We start from the raw sequence: 16,537 nt of genomic DNA, 5'->3' as shown, positions 1-16,537 counted from the left end.
GGTTGGCATGCCGCGCGCCCACCAAGGTGGGCGACTACCGATGTGGCGTGATCTGGTAGATGCCAACCTTGGTTGGCATGCCGGGCGCCCACCAAGGTGGGCGACTACCGATGTGGCGTGATCTGGTAGATGCCAACCTTGGTTGGCATGCCGCGCGCCCACCAAGGTGGGCGACTACCGATGTGGCGTGATCTGGTAGATGCCAACCTTGGTTGGCATGCCGGGCGCCCACCAAGGTGGGCGACTACCGATGCGGCATGATCTGGTAGATGCCAACCTTGGTTGGCACGCCGCTACACCATCCCACCATTGGCCCGCAGCACCTGGCCATTGATCCAGCCGCCATCGGCACCGGCCAGGAACGCCACCGCGCCGGCGATGTCTTCCGGCGTACCCAGCCGCTCCAACGGATTCATCTTCGCCAGCCGATCAATCAGTTCCGGCGACTTCCCGTCCAGGAACAGATCGGTGGCGGTCGGCCCGGGCGCCACCGCGTTCACGGTGATGCCGCGCCCACGCAGTTCCTTGCTGAGAATCGCGCCCATGGTCTCCACCGCGGCCTTGCTGGCGGCATACACGCTGTAGTTTTCCAGCTTGATGCCAACCACGCTGGTGGACAGGGTGACGATGCGACCACCGTCGCGCACGCGCCGCGCGGCCTCGCGCAGCACATTGAATGCACCCTTGAGGTTGATGCCGATCACACGGTCGAACAGGGCATCATCGCTGTCGGCCAGTGCGGCCAACTGCAGCACGCCGGCACTGTTGACCACCACATCGATGCCACCGAAGCGTGCCTCGATGGCGTCGAACAGCGCGTGCACGGCCTGCGGTTCGGCGACATCGGCCTGCAGGGCGATGGCATGCCCTCCGCTGGCGGTCAGTTCGGCAGCCAGTGCTTCGGCCTCATTACGGCGGCCGGCATAGTTGATCACCACGGCATGGCCGTCGGCGGCCAGCCGGCGCGAGATGGCAGCGCCGATGCCACGGGAGCCCCCGGTGACCAGGGCGACAGAGCGGGAAGCAGAGGAGGTCATGGCAGATTCCAGAAGTGCGCGCCGGCATGGCGCACGGCCATCTTGGTCTCTCCGCCGTCGCGGATAATCATGGATAATCCGGAAACATCATCCGGCCGCCCGAACAATGGACAGATTCACCGCCCTGCGTGCGTTCGTGCGGATCGTCGAACGCCGCAGCTTCAGCCGTGCCGCCGAAGACCTGGGGCTGCCGCGGGCCACGGTGACCGACGCGATCAAAGCACTGGAGCAGCGTCTGGGCGTGCGCCTGCTGCATCGGACTACGCGCGTGGTGGTGCCGACGCTGGAAGGCGAGGCCTTCTACGGCCGCTGTCTGCGCCTGATCGCGGACATGGACGATGCCGAAGCCGCGTTCCGTGACGTGCCGCCACGCGGGCCGCTGCGCATCGAGGTGCACGGTACGCTGGGGCGCCACCTGTTGTTTCCGCATCTGCCGGATTTCCTGCAGCGGTACCCGGACATCGAACTGGAGGTCAGCGAGGGCGACCGCTATGTCGACCTGCTGCGCGAGGGGGTGGATGGGGCCATCCGCGTGGGCACCCTGGCCGACAGCGATCTGGCCGCACGGCGCCTGGCGTTGCTGCGCGAGGTCACGGTGGCGTCGCCCGCCTACGTGAAGTCACACGGGCGGCCGGAAAACATCGCGTCGCTGGCGGCGGGACACCAGATGGTCGGCTACCGTTCCAGCGCCACCGGCCAGCTCATTCCGCTGGAGTTCCAGCAGGGCGGGCAGGTTCGCCACGTGCCGCTGCCGGCACGCGTGCGGGTGTCCGGTGCCGACGCCTTCCTCGGTGCCGCGTTGGCCGGGTTGGGCATCATCCAGGCACCGCGCTACCGGATGGACCCTTACATCGCGCGCGGGCAGTTGCTGGAGCTGTTGCCCGGGATGCCACCCACACCGAGCCCGGTCAGCCTGGTCTATCCGCGCAACCGTACGCCATCGCCGCGGCTGCGGGTGTTCATCGACTGGGTGGCGGCTGTGTTCGAGCACGCAGGCTGACGCCGACCTATCGGTCAACCCAGGCCGGGCAGCGGCGCGTGCGATGACACCAGCTGGCGGTCGCGCAATGCCTGCCAGAACGCGGTGGGAATCGTCGCCCCGGCCAACGCCAGGTTCTCGGCGATGCGCTCGGGACGGCTTGCACCGGGAATCGCCGCTGCCACTGCCGGGTGCGCCAGCGAGAACTGCAGCGCGGCGGCGCGCAGGTCCACCTGGTGTTCTGCCGCAACGTCGCGCAATGCCTGCACGCGGGCCAGCACCTCTGGCGTGGCGGTCTGGTATTCGTAATGCGCGCCGCCGGCAAGGATGCCGGAGTTGTACGGCCCGCCGACCACGATGCCGACGCCACGTGCAACGCTGTCCGGCATCAACCGCTGCAGGGCCTCTTCGTGGTCGAGCAGGGTGTAGCGCCCGGCAATCAGGAAGCCATCCGGGTCGGCCTGCTGCAGCGCCATCTCGCAGGGCTGCACGCGGTTGACGCCCAGGCCCCAGGCCCTGATGACACCTTCCTCACGCAGGCGGGTGAGCGCCACGGCGGCGCCGTCCATCGCCTGCTGGAAGACCTCCTTCCAGGCATCGCCATGGAAGTCACGCGCCGGATCATGGATCCAGACGATGTCCAGGCGATCGGTACGCAGGCGCTGCAGGCTCTCCTCGATCGCGCGCAGGGTGCCGTCAGCGCTGTAGTCGTAGACGATGCGGTYGGGCAGGCCATGCTCGAACAGGCCACCTTTCTCACCAAGGTCACGCCGGGTGGTGTCTTCCACCTCGTCCAGCACACGGCGGCCGACCTTGCTGCTCAGTACATAGGCATCACGGTCGTGATGCTGCAGGGCCTCGCCCAGGCGCAGTTCGGCCAGGCCAGCGCCGTACATCGGTGCGGCGTCGAAGTAGCGGATGCCCTGCTGCCAGGCTGCCTCGACGGTATCCAGCGCCTCCTGCTGGGGAATGTTGCGGTACATGTTGCCCAACGGTGCGGTGCCGAAGCCGATGGGCGAGGGAATGGAAAGTCGCATGGGAATCTCGTGGGGAAGGGACATTCAGTCGTGCGGGGGCAGCGCCTGCAGCGTGCCCTGCATGCGGTGGAAGCGGCCGTCGGTGGCGGTGAACCACGCCAGCGAATGGCCGTGCAGGAAGTCATCGACGTGCACCACGGTGGCACCGTCGGCTTCCTGCCAGGAAATGGCATAGATGCCCTCGGCAACCTGCCGCCACTCGCAGCTGGCTTCGCCGTGGGCACCGGCATAGATACCGGAGACGATGGCGTAGTGCACGCGATGGCCATCAGCGCTGTAGCGGTTGTCGGCGGCCAGGCCGTCATAGCTGACCCGGAACCGGCGACCGGCAAACATCGGCGGGGCGTCGCTCATCGGATCGCCACCGGGTTGATGTTGACCTGGGTGGAGCCGACGTACAGCGGCTGGCCGAGCACGAACAGGAATTCCCACGCCTTGTCGCGCACCAGCGCGCGGCTGTCGATCAGTTCCAGGTTGTAGATGCCGCGCTTGGCCAGCATGTACTGGTTCACCGGGAACTCGTCGGCGCCGTGCGGATTGGGGTAGACCTCCGAGGCCCAGGTGTCACCGCCGAAGGCGACGATGCCCTGGTCGGCCAGCCACTTCGCCGCGTCCATGCCGATGCCCGGCTCGACCTCCAGGAACTGCGCGTTGTCCTTGCCGATCAGCTCCAGCCAGCCGGTGTTGAACAGCACCACATCGCCCTTGCGCAGGGTCAGGTGCTGCTGCTTCAGCACGGCCTGGATGTCGGCGACGCTGAACTCGGTGCCGCCGGGCACGATGGCCTTGCCGTAGTACGCGGTCATGTCCAGCACCACGCCGCGTGTGACCAGCGGCGGCACCTTCTCCACGCCCAGCCTGCGCACGCCATCGACGCTGACGAAGTCGGCGGCCTTGTTGCCGTTGTAGTAGACGTTGTCGATGCCGATGTGACCAATGCCGTTGAGCTGGGTGCCGACACCGGTCCAGGCGTTCACCAGTTCATCGTTGAAGGTGAATCTGTTCGGGCCCAATGACTTGCCGGCCTGTTGCCCGACCTGCACGTTGTACAGGCGGAAGCTGCGATGGCGAAAGGCGGGCAGGTTCTTGTCCACCGGTACCGCCAGCGGATACGTCTTGCCGGTCTTCACCAGCGACACCGCCTGCTTGACCACATCGGCGGTGAGCAGGTTGGCCGCGCCGATCTCATCGTTGGCGCCGTATGCCGAGGGATACCAGTCCGCAGCGAGAGCGGCGGAGGGCAGCGGGAGCGAGGCCAGTGCAAGCAGGGCCAGGGAGGTGATGTTCATTGCGGGGCTCCAGTGCCGGTCACGCATGCGCCGCGAACTGCGGCAGCACGTACTCGGCGATTTCGTGGAAGGTGTCGGCCAAAGGCCGTTCGTTGCGGCGGAAGTGCAGGCCGATGTGATCGACGCCGGCGGCCTGCATCGCCTGCAGTTCGGCCAGCAGCGCATTGCGGCCGCCGCGCAGGCCGAAGCGCCAACGCTGCAGCGGTGCGTCGGCCCGTTCCAGCAGATCCAGGTGGATGAAGCTTGCATAGGGTTTGTTGCCGGCTACCGCGCGCCACGCCGCCACGCGGTGGGCATGTTCCTGGGGCGTGCCGGGGTAAGCCAGGCAGCCGTCCATATGTGCGCCGATCCAGGCCGGCTGCTGCTGCGCCAGGCCGGCCACCAGCAGCGGCAGCGCCCGACCATCGGCAGGCAGTACTTCCAACCCCTGCGGCAGCCGTGCAGCGGYGCCTTCGCGCAGCAGCCCGATCTGCTCGCGGAAGCGCGTGCCACGGGTGTCGAAGTCGCGGCCGAACAGCGGGTACTCCACCGGCCGGTCGCCGCTGGCAACGCCCAGCAGCAGGCGATCGCCACTGAGCTGCTGTACGCTGCGTGCCGACTTCAACGTCAGCAGAGGTTCGCGGATCGGCAGCACCACCGCGCCGGTCCCCAACAGGATCTCTTCGGTGATGCCGGCCAGGTAGCCGAGATAGGTGAACACTTCGAACACCTGCGCGGCATCGCCGAATGCCGGGTCGTACACCGGCACGTCGCGCACCCACAGCGCACGGAAGCCGAGGCGGTCGGCCAGCCTGGCAAGGTCGGCGTGCTGCTGCAGGTCCGGTTCGCCCGGCAGGCGGCGCGCAATGCGTCGTGCCTGTTCGCCCAGCGGCGTCCAGTCGTTGTCCAGCGGCGCTTCAATGCCAATGCTGAAGCCGCCCGCCTGCAGTCGTGTCAACGCAGTAGCCATCAGCGCGTGCTCCTCAGTCCCAGGCAGGCGCCAGGCCCGGCGGGTCGACTTCGCGGCCGTTGCGTTCAAGTGCGGCGATCGCAGCCATGTCTTCGGCATCCAGCTGCAGCTCGCGGGCAAGCAGGTTGCTGGCCAGGTTTTYGCGCTTGGTCGAGGAAGGAATGACGGCGTAACCCAGCTGCAGCGCCCAGGCCAGTGCGACCTGCGCCACCGTGGCCTGGTGCTTGTCGGCGATGGCGGCCAGCACCGGGTCCTTCAGTACCTTGCCGTAGGCCAGGGTCATGTAGGAGGTCACCGCGATGCCCTGTTCCTGCAGGAAAGCGGTCAATGCCGGGTTCTGCAGATAGGGGCTGAGCTCGATCTGGTTGGTGGCGATCTGGCCCTGGCCAACTACGGCGATGACCTGGCGGGTCAGTTCGATGTTGAAGTTGGATACGCCGATCTGCCGGGTCAGGCCCAGCGTCTTTGCTTCGGCCAGTGCGGTCATGTACTCGCGCAGCGCGACCGCGCTGCCCGGTGCCGGCCAGTGGATCAGCAGCAGGTCGACATGGTCGGTGCGCAGCTTGGCCAGGCTCTCGCGCAGGCTCGGCAGCAGTCTGTCGGCGGCATGGTTGTCGACCCAGAKCTTGGTGGTGATGAACAGTTCGTCGCGCGGTACACCGGATTCGGCGATGGCCTGGCCGACCTCGGCTTCATTGCCGTAGATCTGCGCGGTGTCGATGGCGCGATAGCCGAGCTCGAGGGCGTTGCGCACTGAGTCGATGACGGTCTGGCCGGTAAGGCGGAACGTGCCGACGCCAAAGGAAGGAAGGGTCATGGGAACTCCAGCTGGGTAGGGAGCGGCGTGCTCCGATGGGGGCCAGTCTGGTCGCTTTACATTTGCAGATTAAGCCGTGTATACGGGAAATGCTTTTGCGCCGAGGTAAAGAATGAAAACCACCCTGGATGAGCTGAAGGCGTTTGTCGCCGTGGTCGACAGCGGCTCGATCACAGCCGCCGCCGAGGTGCTGGGACTGACCATCTCGGCCACCAGCCGCACCCTGGCGCGCTTGGAGGACAAGCTGCAGACCACGCTGCTGCGGCGGACCACGCGACGGCTGGAGCTGACCGAAGAGGGCGCGGCGTTCCTGGAATACGCGCGTACGATCCTGGCCACGGTGGACGAAGCCGAGGAACAGATGGCGGCGCGCCGGCAGCAACCGGTAGGGCGGTTGCGGGTGGATGCAGCCACGCCGTTCATGCTGCACGTGATCGTGCCGCTGCTGGCCGGCTTCCGCGAGCGCTATCCACAGGTGCAGTTGGAGCTGAACTCCAACGAGGGCATCACCGACCTGATCGAGAAGCGCACCGACGTGGCGTTCCGCATCGGCGTGCTGCGCGATTCCACCCTGCATGCGCGGCCGATCGGCCACAGCCGCATCCGCGTGGTCGCCAGCCCGGAGTACCTGCGGCAGTACGGTACGCCCACCCGCATTGCGCAGCTGCGCGCGCACGCGCTGCTGGGTTTCACCCATCCGGGTTCACTCAACGAGTGGCCGCTGCCCGACGCCGATGGCGGTCCATTGGTGATCCAGCCGGCCATTGCATCTTCCAGCGGAGAAACGCTGCGGCAGATGGCGGTGAACGGGCTGGGCATCGCCTGCCTGTCCGATTTCCTGACCCGCCAGGACCGGCGCGAAGGGCGCCTGGTACAGCTGTTCGCCAAGCAGACCCAGGAGGTCCGCCAGCCGATCAACGCGGTGTACTACCGCAACACCGCGCTGGCCGCGCGCATCACCTGTTTCGTCGACCACGTGACGCAGACGCTGGGTCAACGCCCGTTCGACGAATAGCGTCCTGGTGGCCGGCGGACAGCCCGCGCTAGGCCGCCGCTTGTGAGCGGGCATCAGCCGGCGGGCCGCAGGGCCCGCCGGTTGCGCAGATGTGCGGTGGCCAGCATCACCCCACCACAGGCGGTGGCAGCGCCGTGCCAGAGCAGCGATTCCTTCAACGGCAGGTACAGCGAGGCGGACAGCAACAGGATCGCGCCTGCCAGGGCCACGCACAGCGGCAGGGCGCGTCGATGGCGGCGCTGGCCGGCGGCGGTGCTGAGCAGGGCGATCGACGAGGCCAGCAGCGCGAACAGCCATTCCCAGCGCGACATCACCAGCAGTGCGGTCATCGCGCCATGGCCAGGGTGCTGGAACGAGCGCAGCGCCATCATCGCCGCCGGCGTGAAGGCCAGCAGCAGGGGCAGGGCCACGCAATGCGCGGCACAGGCCAGCGACAGCCATGCGCCTGCCAGATCGAAACGGGGATGCCAGCGTGCCGAAGCTGGCGGTTGGGTGCGGGCCCTTGCGGGCGAGATCGGGATGTGGTCCATAATGTTACATAGTAACAATATGGAGCCGCCCGATGAAACGTTCTGCCGCCCTTCTGCTGCTGCTTGCTGCCCATTCTGCGAACGCCCACGACGTGCGCCATCACGGTGCTCATGTCCATGGCCAGGCCGATGTCGATCTGGCCGTGGACCAAGGAACGCTGGAACTGGCACTGCGTGCGCCCGGCATCGGCATCCTCGATTTCGAGCGACCGCCGGCCGACAGCCGCGAACAGGCCGCATTGGCGCGGGCGCGATCGATCCTGCAGAGCGGCAGCTGGGTCACGTTGCCGACCGCTGCGCAGTGCCGGTTGGACCATGCCGAGGCGACGGCGGAGGGCTTTGCGCCAGTGGCTGTGGCAGCACAGCCAGGCCAGCACACGCACGCTGGATTCACCGCCGCACTGCGCTACCACTGCGCCAACCCGGCAGCACTGCGCGGGCTGGCATTGCCGCTGCCTACGCTGTTTCCGGGGCTGCACGAGGTGATCGTCAACACCGCAACATCGACCGGGCAAGGCCGAAGCGTGGTTACTGCTGACAGCCTGCGGGTGCCGCTGGCGCCATGAATGACGATGCCATCATCGACCTGCAGGGCGTGCAGTTCGGCTACTCAGGCCGTGCAGTGCTGGACATCGCACAGCTGCAGGTGCGCGCAGGCAGCAGCGTGCTGCTGCGCGGGACCAGCGGCTCGGGCAAGAGCACGCTGCTGGGCCTGCTGGCGGGCATTCTGCTGCCGGCGAGCGGCAGCATCCGGGTTGCCGGCCATCGGGTGAACACGCTCGGTGCCGCCGCGCGCGATCGTTTCCGTGCCGACCAGCTGGGCGTGATCTTCCAGCAGTTCAACCTGCTGCCGTTCCTGAGCGTGCGCAACAACATCGCCCTGGGCGTGCGCTTTTCGCCATTGCGCAACGCGCGCATTGAAGGTGGGCTGGACGCGGAAATCGCGCGTCTGCTGCGTGCGCTGCAGCTCGATCCGGCACTGATGCCGCGCGCGGCAGGCACGCTCAGCGTCGGCCAGCAGCAGCGCGTTGCCGCTGCCCGTGCCCTGATCGGTCGCCCGGCGGTACTGCTGGCCGACGAACCGACCTCGGCGCTGGATCCCGAAGCGGCCACGGCGTTCGTGCAGCTGATGTCCGCGCAGTGCCGCGCCGCTGGCACCACCGCGCTGGTGGTCAGCCACGATGACCGCCTGCAGCCGTTGTTCGACCAGGTGTTGTCGCTGGGTGATCTGAACCGGGCAGGGGGTGCACATGTTTGAGTTGGCCTGGGCCAGCCTGCGCAGCCGCGCCTTGAGCGTGAGCCTGACCGTGCTGGTCATCACCCTGAGCGTGGTCCTGCTGCTGGGCGTGGAACGTATCCGCACGCAGGCCCACGAAGGCTTTGCCAGCACCGTCTCGGGTACGGACCTGATCGTGGGCGCACGCTCGGGGCCGGTGAACCTGCTGCTGTACTCGGTCTTCCACATCGGCGACCCGACCAACAACGTGTCCTGGCAGTCCTACCAGGAACTGTCCACGCTGCCGCAGGTGATATGGGCGGTGCCGCTGTCGCTGGGCGATTCCTGGCGTGGCTATCGGGTGATCGGCACCACCGCCGGCTATTTCGAACATTACCGGCATGGCGCAGGGCATGCGCTGGCATTCGCGCAGGGCCAGCCGTTCGACGACMTGTATGACGCGGTGGTCGGCGCTGAAGTCGCGCAGGCCGCGCACATCGGCCTGGGCACTGAGATCGTGCTGGCCCATGGCACCGGTGCGGTAACGCTGGCCACGCATGCCGACAAGCCGTTCCGCGTGGTCGGCATCCTGCAGCGTACCGGCACGCCGGTGGATTCGTCCGTGCTGGTGTCATTGCCGGCGATCGAAGCGATCCATGTCGATTGGCGCTCCGGCGTGCAGTTGCGCAGCCAGCATGTCAGCGCAGAACAGGCACGGCAGCTTGACCTGACCCCGACCAGCATCACCGCCTTCATGCTCGGGCTGAACTCGCGCATCGCCACCTTCGGCGTGCAGCGCAGCATCAACGAGTATCCGGACGAAGCACTGCAGGCGATCCTGCCCGGCGTGACGTTGCAGCAGCTGTGGCAGTCGCTGGGCACTGCCGAGCGCGCGCTGCAGCTGATCAGTGCGATGGTGGTGCTGCTGGGCATGGTGTCACTGATGGCGCTGCTGGTATCGACGCTGCAGGAACGCCGCCGTGAGATGGCGGTGCTGCGCGCCACCGGTGCGCGTCCGGCCTATGTGGCCTGCCTGCTGGTCGTTGAGGCCGTGGCCACTGCAGCAATGGCCTGCGCGTTGGCGCTGGCGGTGCTGACCTGTGCCAGCGCGGCCGGGCGCAGCTGGGCGCTGGCCAATTTCGGTCTGTCGATCACCCACGTCTGGCCGGACGCGCGCGAACTGGCCTGGGTGGGCGGCGTGCTGCTGATCAGCGCGGTTGCCGGCCTGCTGCCTGCGCTGCTGGCCTACCGGCGCACCCTGGCCGATGGCCTGGCGCCTGCGTCGTGAGCGCGGGCGTGCGCTGGTTGCTGCTGGTTGCGGCAATGCTGCTGGCCGCCTGCACGCGGCCGACCGATACCGGTGTGCAGGCACTGCCGCCGTCGCCGGTACAGAGCAATGCTGGCACGCAAAGCGAGCAGGAACTGGACTGGCTGCAGATGCTGCCCAGCGACGAACTGGCAGCACTCGAGCGCGGTGAGGGGCCGGAGGTGCAGCACAACGGCAACCGGCGCATGGCCCAGTTCGGTACGTTCCGTACGGTGGACGCGGTACTGGATCGCGCAGTGCGGTTGCCGGGCTACGTGGTGCCTTTGGCCAACGCGGCAGATGGCCGACTGGTCGAATTCCTGTTCGTGCCGTACTACGGCGCGTGCATCCACGTACCACCGCCGCCACCGAACCAGATCGTGCATGTGGTGCTGCCGCGGCCGATCGCCATGCCCGACATGTACTCGCCGTTCTTCCTGGCAGGCGTGCTGCGCGCCGAGCGGGTGGACGATGATCTTGCCGGCTCGGCCTACAGCATGGCCGACGCCGAACTGAGGCCTTATGAACCGTAGCGCGAAGCTGCTTGCCGGTGCTCTTGCCGCTGTACTGCTGGCCAGTTGTGGCCGGCCCGTCGTGGACGCCTTACCGCCACAGGCCAACAATGCTGCTGCGTCGCCGGTGGCGGCGTCTGCAGTGATCGACCGCTGGGACGCGCTGATGCCCGAGGAGGACAGCTTCCAGCGTCCACCGCCGCAGATCGGGCTGTCACGTGGCAATGGCATGGACGGGGTGGGGGGCTTGATCGACGATACGGGTTCGGGCTCGCTGCCTGGGCAGGCCATCGATCACTCCAGCCCGCTACGCGCGCAGCAGTTCGGCTCGTCGGCGGTGGTCGATGGCGTGGACGGACGTGCGCTGGACCTGGATGGCTATGTGGTGCCGCTGGCGATGAACGACGCCGGGCAGGTGGACGAACTGCTGTTCGTGCCGTTCTATGGCGCGTGCATCCACGTGCCGCCGCCACCGCCGAACCAGATCATCCATGTGACCCTGGCCACCCCCATCACGATGGGCGCGCTGTGGGATCCCTACCGGCTGTCAGGGCGCCTGCAGGTGAAGCACTTCGAGGCGGATATCGCCAGCGCGTCCTATGACGCTGCCGCAGCGACGCTTTCCGCGATCAGCCGATGACGAGCACCCGATGACGAGGCGCCGCGCACGCACCGTCGCGCTGCTGATCGTGGTGTTGCTGCTGGCAGGCACCGGGGTGGCGCTGCTGTGGAACGCAACGCACGCGCCCTCGCCACCGGCCGTTGCATTTCCCGCACCAGTGGCGGAAGCGCAGGCACGCATCGAACATCACCTGGCGGCCGACAAGGCCTTTCGTGATGACCTGCTGTTCCTGCTGGTGGCGACGCTGCGCGACCGCTGCGAACCAGCGCAGGCGGGAGTGCTGGCGCGCATGGCCAACCGTGCGTCGCTGCCGGTGCTGGCGGCGGTCAGCGCCGTGACCGCGCAGGATGCGAGCCTGGACCGACCGATCTACCAGTACATCCAACACCGCGCCGACGCCACCGGCTGCGGTCAGCCACTGCGCGTGCCGGCAGGCGAAGGCGGCACTATCGAGGTGGACATCGAACAGTACGCGCGCACCTTCCCGGACAGCTACTTCGATCCGCAGCGCAGCAGTGTGCCGCGTGACTTCGGCGCGCGTCCGCTGGCGGAACGCGCCGGCAACGCCTGCAACAGCGTGGTCTATTCGGTGCTGCCGCTGGGAGGGGGCGATTGGCGCTGCAGCACGCTGCGCAGCAACGCCCGCGCGCGGGTGCGTGTGCTGTGCGAAGACCAGATGCAACGGCAGCACGGCCATCTGCGGGGAGAGCTGGATGCCGCAGTGGGACGCGCCATGCAGGATCCGATCGTGCAGGYGGTCGCTGCCTTGCCTGCGGAGTGCAGGTAGGCCCCGGGTCATGAGGCAGGGAGCATTGCACCTCCCGGCAGCTGAATGGATCTGACTGGTAGCCCCATAACTATACAGGATGTCCTGTATAGTTATGGATGTACTCCTTCCCCATCCAGGTTCCCATGGCTCTCTCCCAGCCCTTGGACGGTGCTCCGTCCCTGTCGCGCGCCCGACGCTGGTCGCTGCTGTTCACCGTTGCCGCCGGCCTGCTGCTGGTCACGCTGGACAACTCGGTGCYGTATACCGCGCTGCCGACCCTGACCGAGGAGCTGTCGGCCAGTGCCGGGCAGGCGCTGTGGATCATCAACGCCTACCCGCTGGTGATGGCCGGTCTGCTGCTGGGCGCTGGCACCCTGGGTGACCGCATCGGCCACCGCCGGATGTTCCTGGTCGGGCTGGTGGTGTTCGGCATCGCCTCGTTGGCAGCGGCGTTCTCTGCAACCGCAGGGCAGCTGATCGCCGCGCGTGCCTTCCTCGCCGTGGGTGCGGCGGCGATGATGCCGGCCACGCTGGCCTTGATCGGGCTCAGCTTCCATGAAGAACGCGAGCGCAACATCGCCATCGCGATCTGGGGTTCGGTGGCCATCGTCGGTGCGGCGCTGGGGCCGATCATCGGTGGCTTGCTGCTGCAGCACTTCTGGTGGGGCTCGGTGTTCCTCATCAATGTGCCGGTGGTAGTGGTCGCTTTCATCGCGACCCTGCTGCTGGCGCCGGAAGGGCAGCGCGACAGCACCCGCCCATGGGACCTGCTGTCCTCGCTGCTGGCATTGGCCGCGCTGTCGGGCCTGGTACTGGCGATCAAGTCGCTGATCGCCACGCCGCCCTCGTACAGCGTGGGCGCGGTCTCGCTGCTGCTGGCGATCATCTCCGGCATCGCCTTCAGCCGCCGCCAGCAGCAGCTGCCTTATCCGCTGCTGGATTTCGCCATCTTCCGCAATCCGGCCTTCCTTGCCGGCACCCTGTCGGCGGTGTTCACCCTGTTTGCGATGGCCGGGCTGCAGCTGCTCACCACCCAGCGTTTCCAGCTGGTGGCCGGCCTCAGCCCGTTGCAGGCGGGCCTGCTGGTATCGGTGGCGGCGCTGGGCAGCCTGCCCAGCGCGTTGCTGGGCGGCAGCGTGCTGCATCGCGTCGGCCTGCGTCCGCTGATCTGCGGCGGTCTTGCGGCCGGTGCGGTAGGTGTGGGCGTGGTGGCGCTGGGCTTCCCGCATGGGCTGGGCTGGGTGGTGGCCGGCATGGCGATCACCGGCTTCGGCATGGGTGCTGCCATCTCGGTGGCGTCCACCGCCATCCTCAACAACGTGCCGCCGCATCGTGCGGGCATGGCCTCGTCGGTGGAGGAAGTGTCCTACGAGTTCGGCGGTCTGCTGGCCGTCGCACTGCTGGGCAGCCTGAGCGCTGCGATGTACGGCGCTTTCCTGCCGGAGTCGGCGGGTATTCCCGCCGCCGCGCGCGAGGGCTTCACCCAGGCGCTGCACGTGGCGCGTGAGGTGGGGCAGGGCGAGTGGTTCGCGCTGGCCACCGCGGCCTACGATCGCGGTTACCAGATCGTGCTGCTGGTGATCAGTGCGGTGCTGGCGGCCGGCGCGGTGATCATCGCGCGCCTGCTGCGTGGACGCGCCGGTGGCCGCGACGGCGCCGCCGATCGCGTAAAATAACGGCATGAGAACCAGCAAGCGCGAGCGCATCCTCGACGCCGCCGTCAGCGTGATCAACCGCGACGGGGTGCGTGCGGTCACCTTTGAATCGGTGGCGGCCGAGGCGCAGTTGACCCGTGGCGGCCTGCTGTACCACTTTCCTTCGCGCGAAGCGTTGCTGCGCGGCATCGACGAGCACCTGGTGCAGAGCTGGGAAGCATCGATGGAGGCGCTGCTGGGCAAGTCGGCCGGCGAGGCCACTGCGCTGGAGCGCTACCAGACCTTCGTGCGTGTGTCGGCGCAGAGTGCCACCCGGGCCGAGCTGATGTTCATGCTGGACTCGGTGGACCCCGAATTCCCCAGCGAGCGGCCGTGGGCACCGGTGGTGCAGCGCTGGGCGCCTTCGCCACCGGCCGCCGGCAGCGACGATCCGGCGGCGCTGGATAATTTCGTGGCGCGGCTGGCCGCCGATGGCCTGTGGATCTACGAGGCCATGTACGAAGGCCAGCTGGACGAGAACGTGCGCGCGCAGGTGACCGAACGGATCGGCGGGCTGCTCTCTCCCGAACGGTCCCGCAAGGCGTAGCAGCCAGTCCATCCGCTGAGGGCGCCCGTCAGGCAGGTGGATGCCCGTGCAGGCCATCCCCCTGCAGCCGCTCCGGGTGGGTATACACGTTGAAGCCTTCTTCGCGGGCGAAGCCCACCAGGCACAGGCCGGCACTGCGGGCCAGATCGATGGCCAGCGCAGTGGGGGCCGAGACGGCGGCCAGTACGCTGGCACCGGCGCGCGCGGCCTTGCTGACCATTTCGTAGCTGGCACGGCTGGATACCACCAGCAGGCCGCCATCGATGCTGTGTTCGTTGTGGTGCAGTGCACCGATCAGCTTGTCCAGCGCATTGTGGCGGCCGACGTCTTCGCGCACCCAGCCGATGCGGCCACTGGCATCGGCCCAGGCCGCTGCATGGGTCGAACCACTGGCAGCATTCATCGGCTGGCGTAGGGCCAGCCCAGCCAATGCCCGCTGCAGTGCAGCCGTCTGATACGTGCGGCGGTCCTTTACCGGAGGCAGCGGACGCAGCACGTCCTCCAGCTGGCGCGCACCGCACAACCCACAGCCGCCGCGACCCGGCAGCAGGCGCCCGTTGTCAGGATCCAGTGCGGCGCCGGGGGCGTCGGCGGACACGCTCATATTCAGCTCGATGCCCTCCAGTTGTGGCTGCACCTGGATGGACAGCAACTGGTCAGGACGCTCGATCAACCCTTCGCTGAGCGAGAAGCCCAGCGCGAAATCCTCCAGGTCGCATGGCGTGGCCATCATCACCGCGAAGGCCGCGCCGTTATAACGCATCGCCACCGGTACTTCTTCGGCGATCGTATCGACCCGTTGCTCCTGCCCCGTGCYGCGCCAGCGCTGCAGCGTGCGCAGGGCCGTGCCGGCGGGCGGGGGCGAAGGCAACGTCGATCCGGGCATGCGGCACATCCTGGGTAAAGCAGAAGGGCAGGCTACGCCCGGAGGATAGCGCAGCCATCCAGTGAAGACGCGGCGGTAACCGTTGCCATGGCAGCCTGCTGTACCCGGGCCGGGCCATGGCGCTGGGGTTGCCGGTGTGCTTGACTGGCCACGGCAGCCGGGCGCGAGCCCGGCTCTGCTGGCAGGCACACCACCAACGCAGGTTCCCGACCATGTCCGAACAGAAGCCGCCGCGTTACAAGCCTTACAACCAACCGGCAGGCGGCTGGGGGGCCRCCGGTGCGACCGCCAAGGTGCTGCTGCAGCAGAGCGTGATCGGCAAAGGATCCAAGGCGCTGCTGGCGATGAACCAGCCGGGCGGATTCAAATGCCCCAGCTGCGCCTTCCCCGATGCCGACCACCGCAAGAAGCTGGAATTCTGCGAGAACGGTGCCAAGGCCCTGGCCTGGGAAGCGACCCAGCACCGGGTGACCCGTGAACTGTTCGCCCAGCACACCGTCACCGAGTTGATGGCGCAGACCGATTACTGGTTGGAGCAGCAGGGCCGGCTGACCGAGCCGATGCGCTACGACGCCGCCACCGATCACTACGTGCCCTGCGAATGGGACGAGGCGTTTGCACTCATCGGTCGCCATCTGCAGGCGCTGGACAACCCCGACCAGGCCGAGTTCTACACCTCCGGCCGCACGCCCAACGAGGCGGCGTTCCTGTATTCGATCTTCGTGCGCGAGTTCGGTACCAACAACTTCCCGGACTGCTCGAACATGTGCCACGAGCCGACCAGCCGTGGCCTGCCACCAGCGATAGGCGTGGGCAAGGGCACCATCGTGCTGGACGACTTCGAACACGCCGAGGCGATCTTCGTGATGGGCCAGAACACCGGCACCAACTCGCCGCGGATGATGAGCAACCTGGTGGAAGCGCGCAAGCGCGGTGTGCCGATCGTGGCGGTCAACCCGATGCCGGAGCGTGCCCTGATCCGCTTCACCGAACCACAGGACGTGGTGCAGATGGCCACGTTCGGTTCCACCGAGATCACCAGCGAGTTCGTGCACGTCCGCATCGGCGGCGACCTTGCGCTGATCAAGGGCATGATGAAGGTGATGTTCGAGCGCGAAGCCCAGGGTGAGTCAGTGCTGGATCATGCGTTCCTGGCCGAACACACCGTTGGCCTGGAGGCGCTGCGCGAGGACGTGCTGGCGCAGGACTGGGATGAGATCGTGCGGGTGTCGGGCATCGCACAGGAACAGATCCGGCGCTGCGCGGAGATCTACATCCGTTCGCAGGCGACGGTCATCTGCTATGGCATGGGCCTGACCCATGGGCCTGACC

Annotated in this window: 19 protein-coding genes; 11 read left to right on the top strand and 8 right to left on the bottom strand. The window is 67.5% G+C overall.

Annotated elements, in window-relative coordinates:
- Positions 1-293: 293 nt before the first annotated feature.
- Positions 294-1,037 (bottom strand): SDR family oxidoreductase, encoded by a 744-nt coding sequence (locus AC1DJN_RS13235; RefSeq protein WP_442251785.1) that lies wholly within the window; start codon positions 1,035-1,037, stop codon positions 294-296.
- Between the two features lie 106 nt (positions 1,038-1,143).
- Here AC1DJN_RS13235 and AC1DJN_RS13230 point away from each other — a divergent pair, with 106 nt between their 5' ends.
- The gene (locus AC1DJN_RS13230) at positions 1,144-2,037 is read left to right on the top strand and encodes a LysR family transcriptional regulator (protein WP_312963620.1); all 894 of its coding nucleotides are present in this window, start codon (positions 1,144-1,146) and stop codon (positions 2,035-2,037) included.
- A gap of 14 nt (positions 2,038-2,051) precedes the next feature.
- On the opposite strand, the gene AC1DJN_RS13225 is transcribed toward AC1DJN_RS13230, so the two are convergent.
- The 5 genes from AC1DJN_RS13225 to dkgB are packed head-to-tail and all read right to left on the bottom strand — an operon-like array spanning position 2,052 to position 6,108.
- A complete protein-coding gene (locus AC1DJN_RS13225) occupies positions 2,052-3,053 on the bottom strand; it encodes an aldo/keto reductase (RefSeq protein WP_478039309.1) in 1,002 nt (333 codons plus the stop codon).
- A gap of 24 nt (positions 3,054-3,077) precedes the next feature.
- On the bottom strand, positions 3,078-3,407 hold the full coding sequence (locus AC1DJN_RS13220; protein WP_248150006.1) for a MoaF-related domain-containing protein: 330 nt from the start codon (positions 3,405-3,407) through the stop codon (positions 3,078-3,080).
- On the bottom strand, positions 3,404-4,342 hold the full coding sequence (locus AC1DJN_RS13215; RefSeq protein WP_312963627.1) for a cyclase family protein: 939 nt from the start codon (positions 4,340-4,342) through the stop codon (positions 3,404-3,406). Before AC1DJN_RS13215 ends, AC1DJN_RS13220 begins: the two co-directional genes overlap by 4 nt.
- A gap of 19 nt (positions 4,343-4,361) precedes the next feature.
- A complete protein-coding gene (locus AC1DJN_RS13210; RefSeq protein WP_478039308.1) occupies positions 4,362-5,291 on the bottom strand; it encodes a TIGR03571 family LLM class oxidoreductase in 930 nt (309 codons plus the stop codon).
- A gap of 13 nt (positions 5,292-5,304) precedes the next feature.
- Complete coding sequence (gene dkgB, locus AC1DJN_RS13205; RefSeq protein WP_478039307.1) at positions 5,305-6,108, bottom strand: 2,5-didehydrogluconate reductase DkgB; 804 nt, start codon at positions 6,106-6,108, stop codon at positions 5,305-5,307.
- Positions 6,109-6,220: 112 nt separating this feature from the next.
- Here dkgB and AC1DJN_RS13200 point away from each other — a divergent pair, with 112 nt between their 5' ends.
- Positions 6,221-7,123 (top strand): LysR substrate-binding domain-containing protein, encoded by a 903-nt coding sequence (locus AC1DJN_RS13200; protein WP_032974599.1) that lies wholly within the window; start codon positions 6,221-6,223, stop codon positions 7,121-7,123.
- A gap of 53 nt (positions 7,124-7,176) precedes the next feature.
- Here the strand turns inward: AC1DJN_RS13200 and AC1DJN_RS13195 are convergent, their stop codons facing one another.
- Positions 7,177-7,653 carry a MerC domain-containing protein gene (locus AC1DJN_RS13195; RefSeq protein WP_105164158.1) on the bottom strand — a complete coding sequence of 159 codons (477 nt, stop codon included), beginning with the start codon at positions 7,651-7,653 and terminating at the stop codon, positions 7,177-7,179.
- A 32-nt stretch (positions 7,654-7,685) separates the two neighbouring features.
- On the opposite strand from AC1DJN_RS13195, the gene AC1DJN_RS13190 reads away from it, so the two are divergent.
- The 8 genes from AC1DJN_RS13190 (at position 7,686) to AC1DJN_RS13155 (ending at position 14,319) form a co-directional block, all read left to right on the top strand.
- Positions 7,686-8,219, top strand: a complete 534-nt coding sequence (locus tag AC1DJN_RS13190; protein WP_025874415.1) for a ZrgA family zinc uptake protein — start codon at positions 7,686-7,688, stop codon at positions 8,217-8,219.
- Entirely contained in the window at positions 8,216-8,911 is a 696-nt protein-coding gene (locus AC1DJN_RS13185) for an ATP-binding cassette domain-containing protein (RefSeq protein WP_025874416.1), read from the top strand. The genes AC1DJN_RS13190 and AC1DJN_RS13185 overlap by 4 nt, the downstream gene beginning before the upstream one ends.
- Positions 8,904-10,157 (top strand): ABC transporter permease, encoded by a 1,254-nt coding sequence (locus AC1DJN_RS13180; RefSeq protein ID WP_478039306.1) that lies wholly within the window; start codon positions 8,904-8,906, stop codon positions 10,155-10,157. The genes AC1DJN_RS13185 and AC1DJN_RS13180 overlap by 8 nt, the downstream gene beginning before the upstream one ends.
- 35 nt (positions 10,158-10,192) lie before the next feature.
- Positions 10,193-10,708, top strand: a complete 516-nt coding sequence (locus AC1DJN_RS13175) for a DUF3299 domain-containing protein (RefSeq protein WP_425602701.1) — start codon at positions 10,193-10,195, stop codon at positions 10,706-10,708.
- Complete coding sequence (locus AC1DJN_RS13170) at positions 10,698-11,327, top strand: DUF3299 domain-containing protein (RefSeq protein ID WP_442251790.1); 630 nt, start codon at positions 10,698-10,700, stop codon at positions 11,325-11,327. The genes AC1DJN_RS13175 and AC1DJN_RS13170 overlap by 11 nt, the downstream gene beginning before the upstream one ends.
- Positions 11,328-11,337: 10 nt before the next feature.
- The gene (locus tag AC1DJN_RS13165) at positions 11,338-12,096 is read left to right on the top strand and encodes a hypothetical protein (protein WP_478039305.1); all 759 of its coding nucleotides are present in this window, start codon (positions 11,338-11,340) and stop codon (positions 12,094-12,096) included.
- Positions 12,097-12,221: 125 nt separating this feature from the next.
- A complete protein-coding gene (locus tag AC1DJN_RS13160) occupies positions 12,222-13,754 on the top strand; it encodes an MFS transporter (protein WP_478039304.1) in 1,533 nt (510 codons plus the stop codon).
- 4 nt (positions 13,755-13,758) lie between these two features.
- Positions 13,759-14,319 carry a TetR/AcrR family transcriptional regulator gene (locus AC1DJN_RS13155; RefSeq protein ID WP_025874422.1) on the top strand — a complete coding sequence of 187 codons (561 nt, stop codon included), beginning with the start codon at positions 13,759-13,761 and terminating at the stop codon, positions 14,317-14,319.
- Between the two features lie 28 nt (positions 14,320-14,347).
- Here AC1DJN_RS13155 and fdhD read toward each other — a convergent pair whose 3' ends face one another.
- Positions 14,348-15,205, bottom strand: a complete 858-nt coding sequence (fdhD, locus tag AC1DJN_RS13150) for a formate dehydrogenase accessory sulfurtransferase FdhD (RefSeq protein ID WP_478039303.1) — start codon at positions 15,203-15,205, stop codon at positions 14,348-14,350.
- Between the two features lie 212 nt (positions 15,206-15,417).
- Between fdhD and AC1DJN_RS13145 the strand changes: the two genes are divergently transcribed.
- Positions 15,418-16,537: molybdopterin-dependent oxidoreductase (locus AC1DJN_RS13145; protein ID WP_478039302.1), on the top strand; the 1,120-nt coding region annotated here is incomplete at its 3' end.

It is taken from the genome of Stenotrophomonas sp. 05L414_2 (assembly GCF_056397905.1).
Note: the sequence above shows the minus strand (reverse complement) of the source record. Positions and strands in the feature narration are given on the sequence as shown.

Bases quoted from the DNA above. Each gene is read 5' to 3' on its own strand.
- AC1DJN_RS13235 (WP_442251785.1), bottom strand. From the start codon at position 1,037: ATGACCTCCTCTGCTTCCCGCTCTGTCGCCCTGGTCACCGGGGGCTCC.
- AC1DJN_RS13230 (WP_312963620.1), top strand. From the start codon at position 1,144: ATGGACAGATTCACCGCCCTGCGTGCGTTCGTGCGGATCGTCGAACGC.
- AC1DJN_RS13220 (WP_248150006.1), bottom strand. From the start codon at position 3,407: ATGAGCGACGCCCCGCCGATGTTTGCCGGTCGCCGGTTCCGGGTCAGC.
- AC1DJN_RS13215 (WP_312963627.1), bottom strand. From the start codon at position 4,342: ATGAACATCACCTCCCTGGCCCTGCTTGCACTGGCCTCGCTCCCGCTG.
- AC1DJN_RS13200 (WP_032974599.1), top strand. From the start codon at position 6,221: ATGAAAACCACCCTGGATGAGCTGAAGGCGTTTGTCGCCGTGGTCGAC.
- AC1DJN_RS13195 (WP_105164158.1), bottom strand. From the start codon at position 7,653: ATGGACCACATCCCGATCTCGCCCGCAAGGGCCCGCACCCAACCGCCA.
- AC1DJN_RS13190 (WP_025874415.1), top strand. From the start codon at position 7,686: ATGAAACGTTCTGCCGCCCTTCTGCTGCTGCTTGCTGCCCATTCTGCG.
- AC1DJN_RS13185 (WP_025874416.1), top strand. From the start codon at position 8,216: ATGAATGACGATGCCATCATCGACCTGCAGGGCGTGCAGTTCGGCTAC.
- AC1DJN_RS13175 (WP_425602701.1), top strand. From the start codon at position 10,193: ATGCTGCTGGCCGCCTGCACGCGGCCGACCGATACCGGTGTGCAGGCA.
- AC1DJN_RS13170 (WP_442251790.1), top strand. From the start codon at position 10,698: ATGAACCGTAGCGCGAAGCTGCTTGCCGGTGCTCTTGCCGCTGTACTG.
- AC1DJN_RS13155 (WP_025874422.1), top strand. From the start codon at position 13,759: ATGAGAACCAGCAAGCGCGAGCGCATCCTCGACGCCGCCGTCAGCGTG.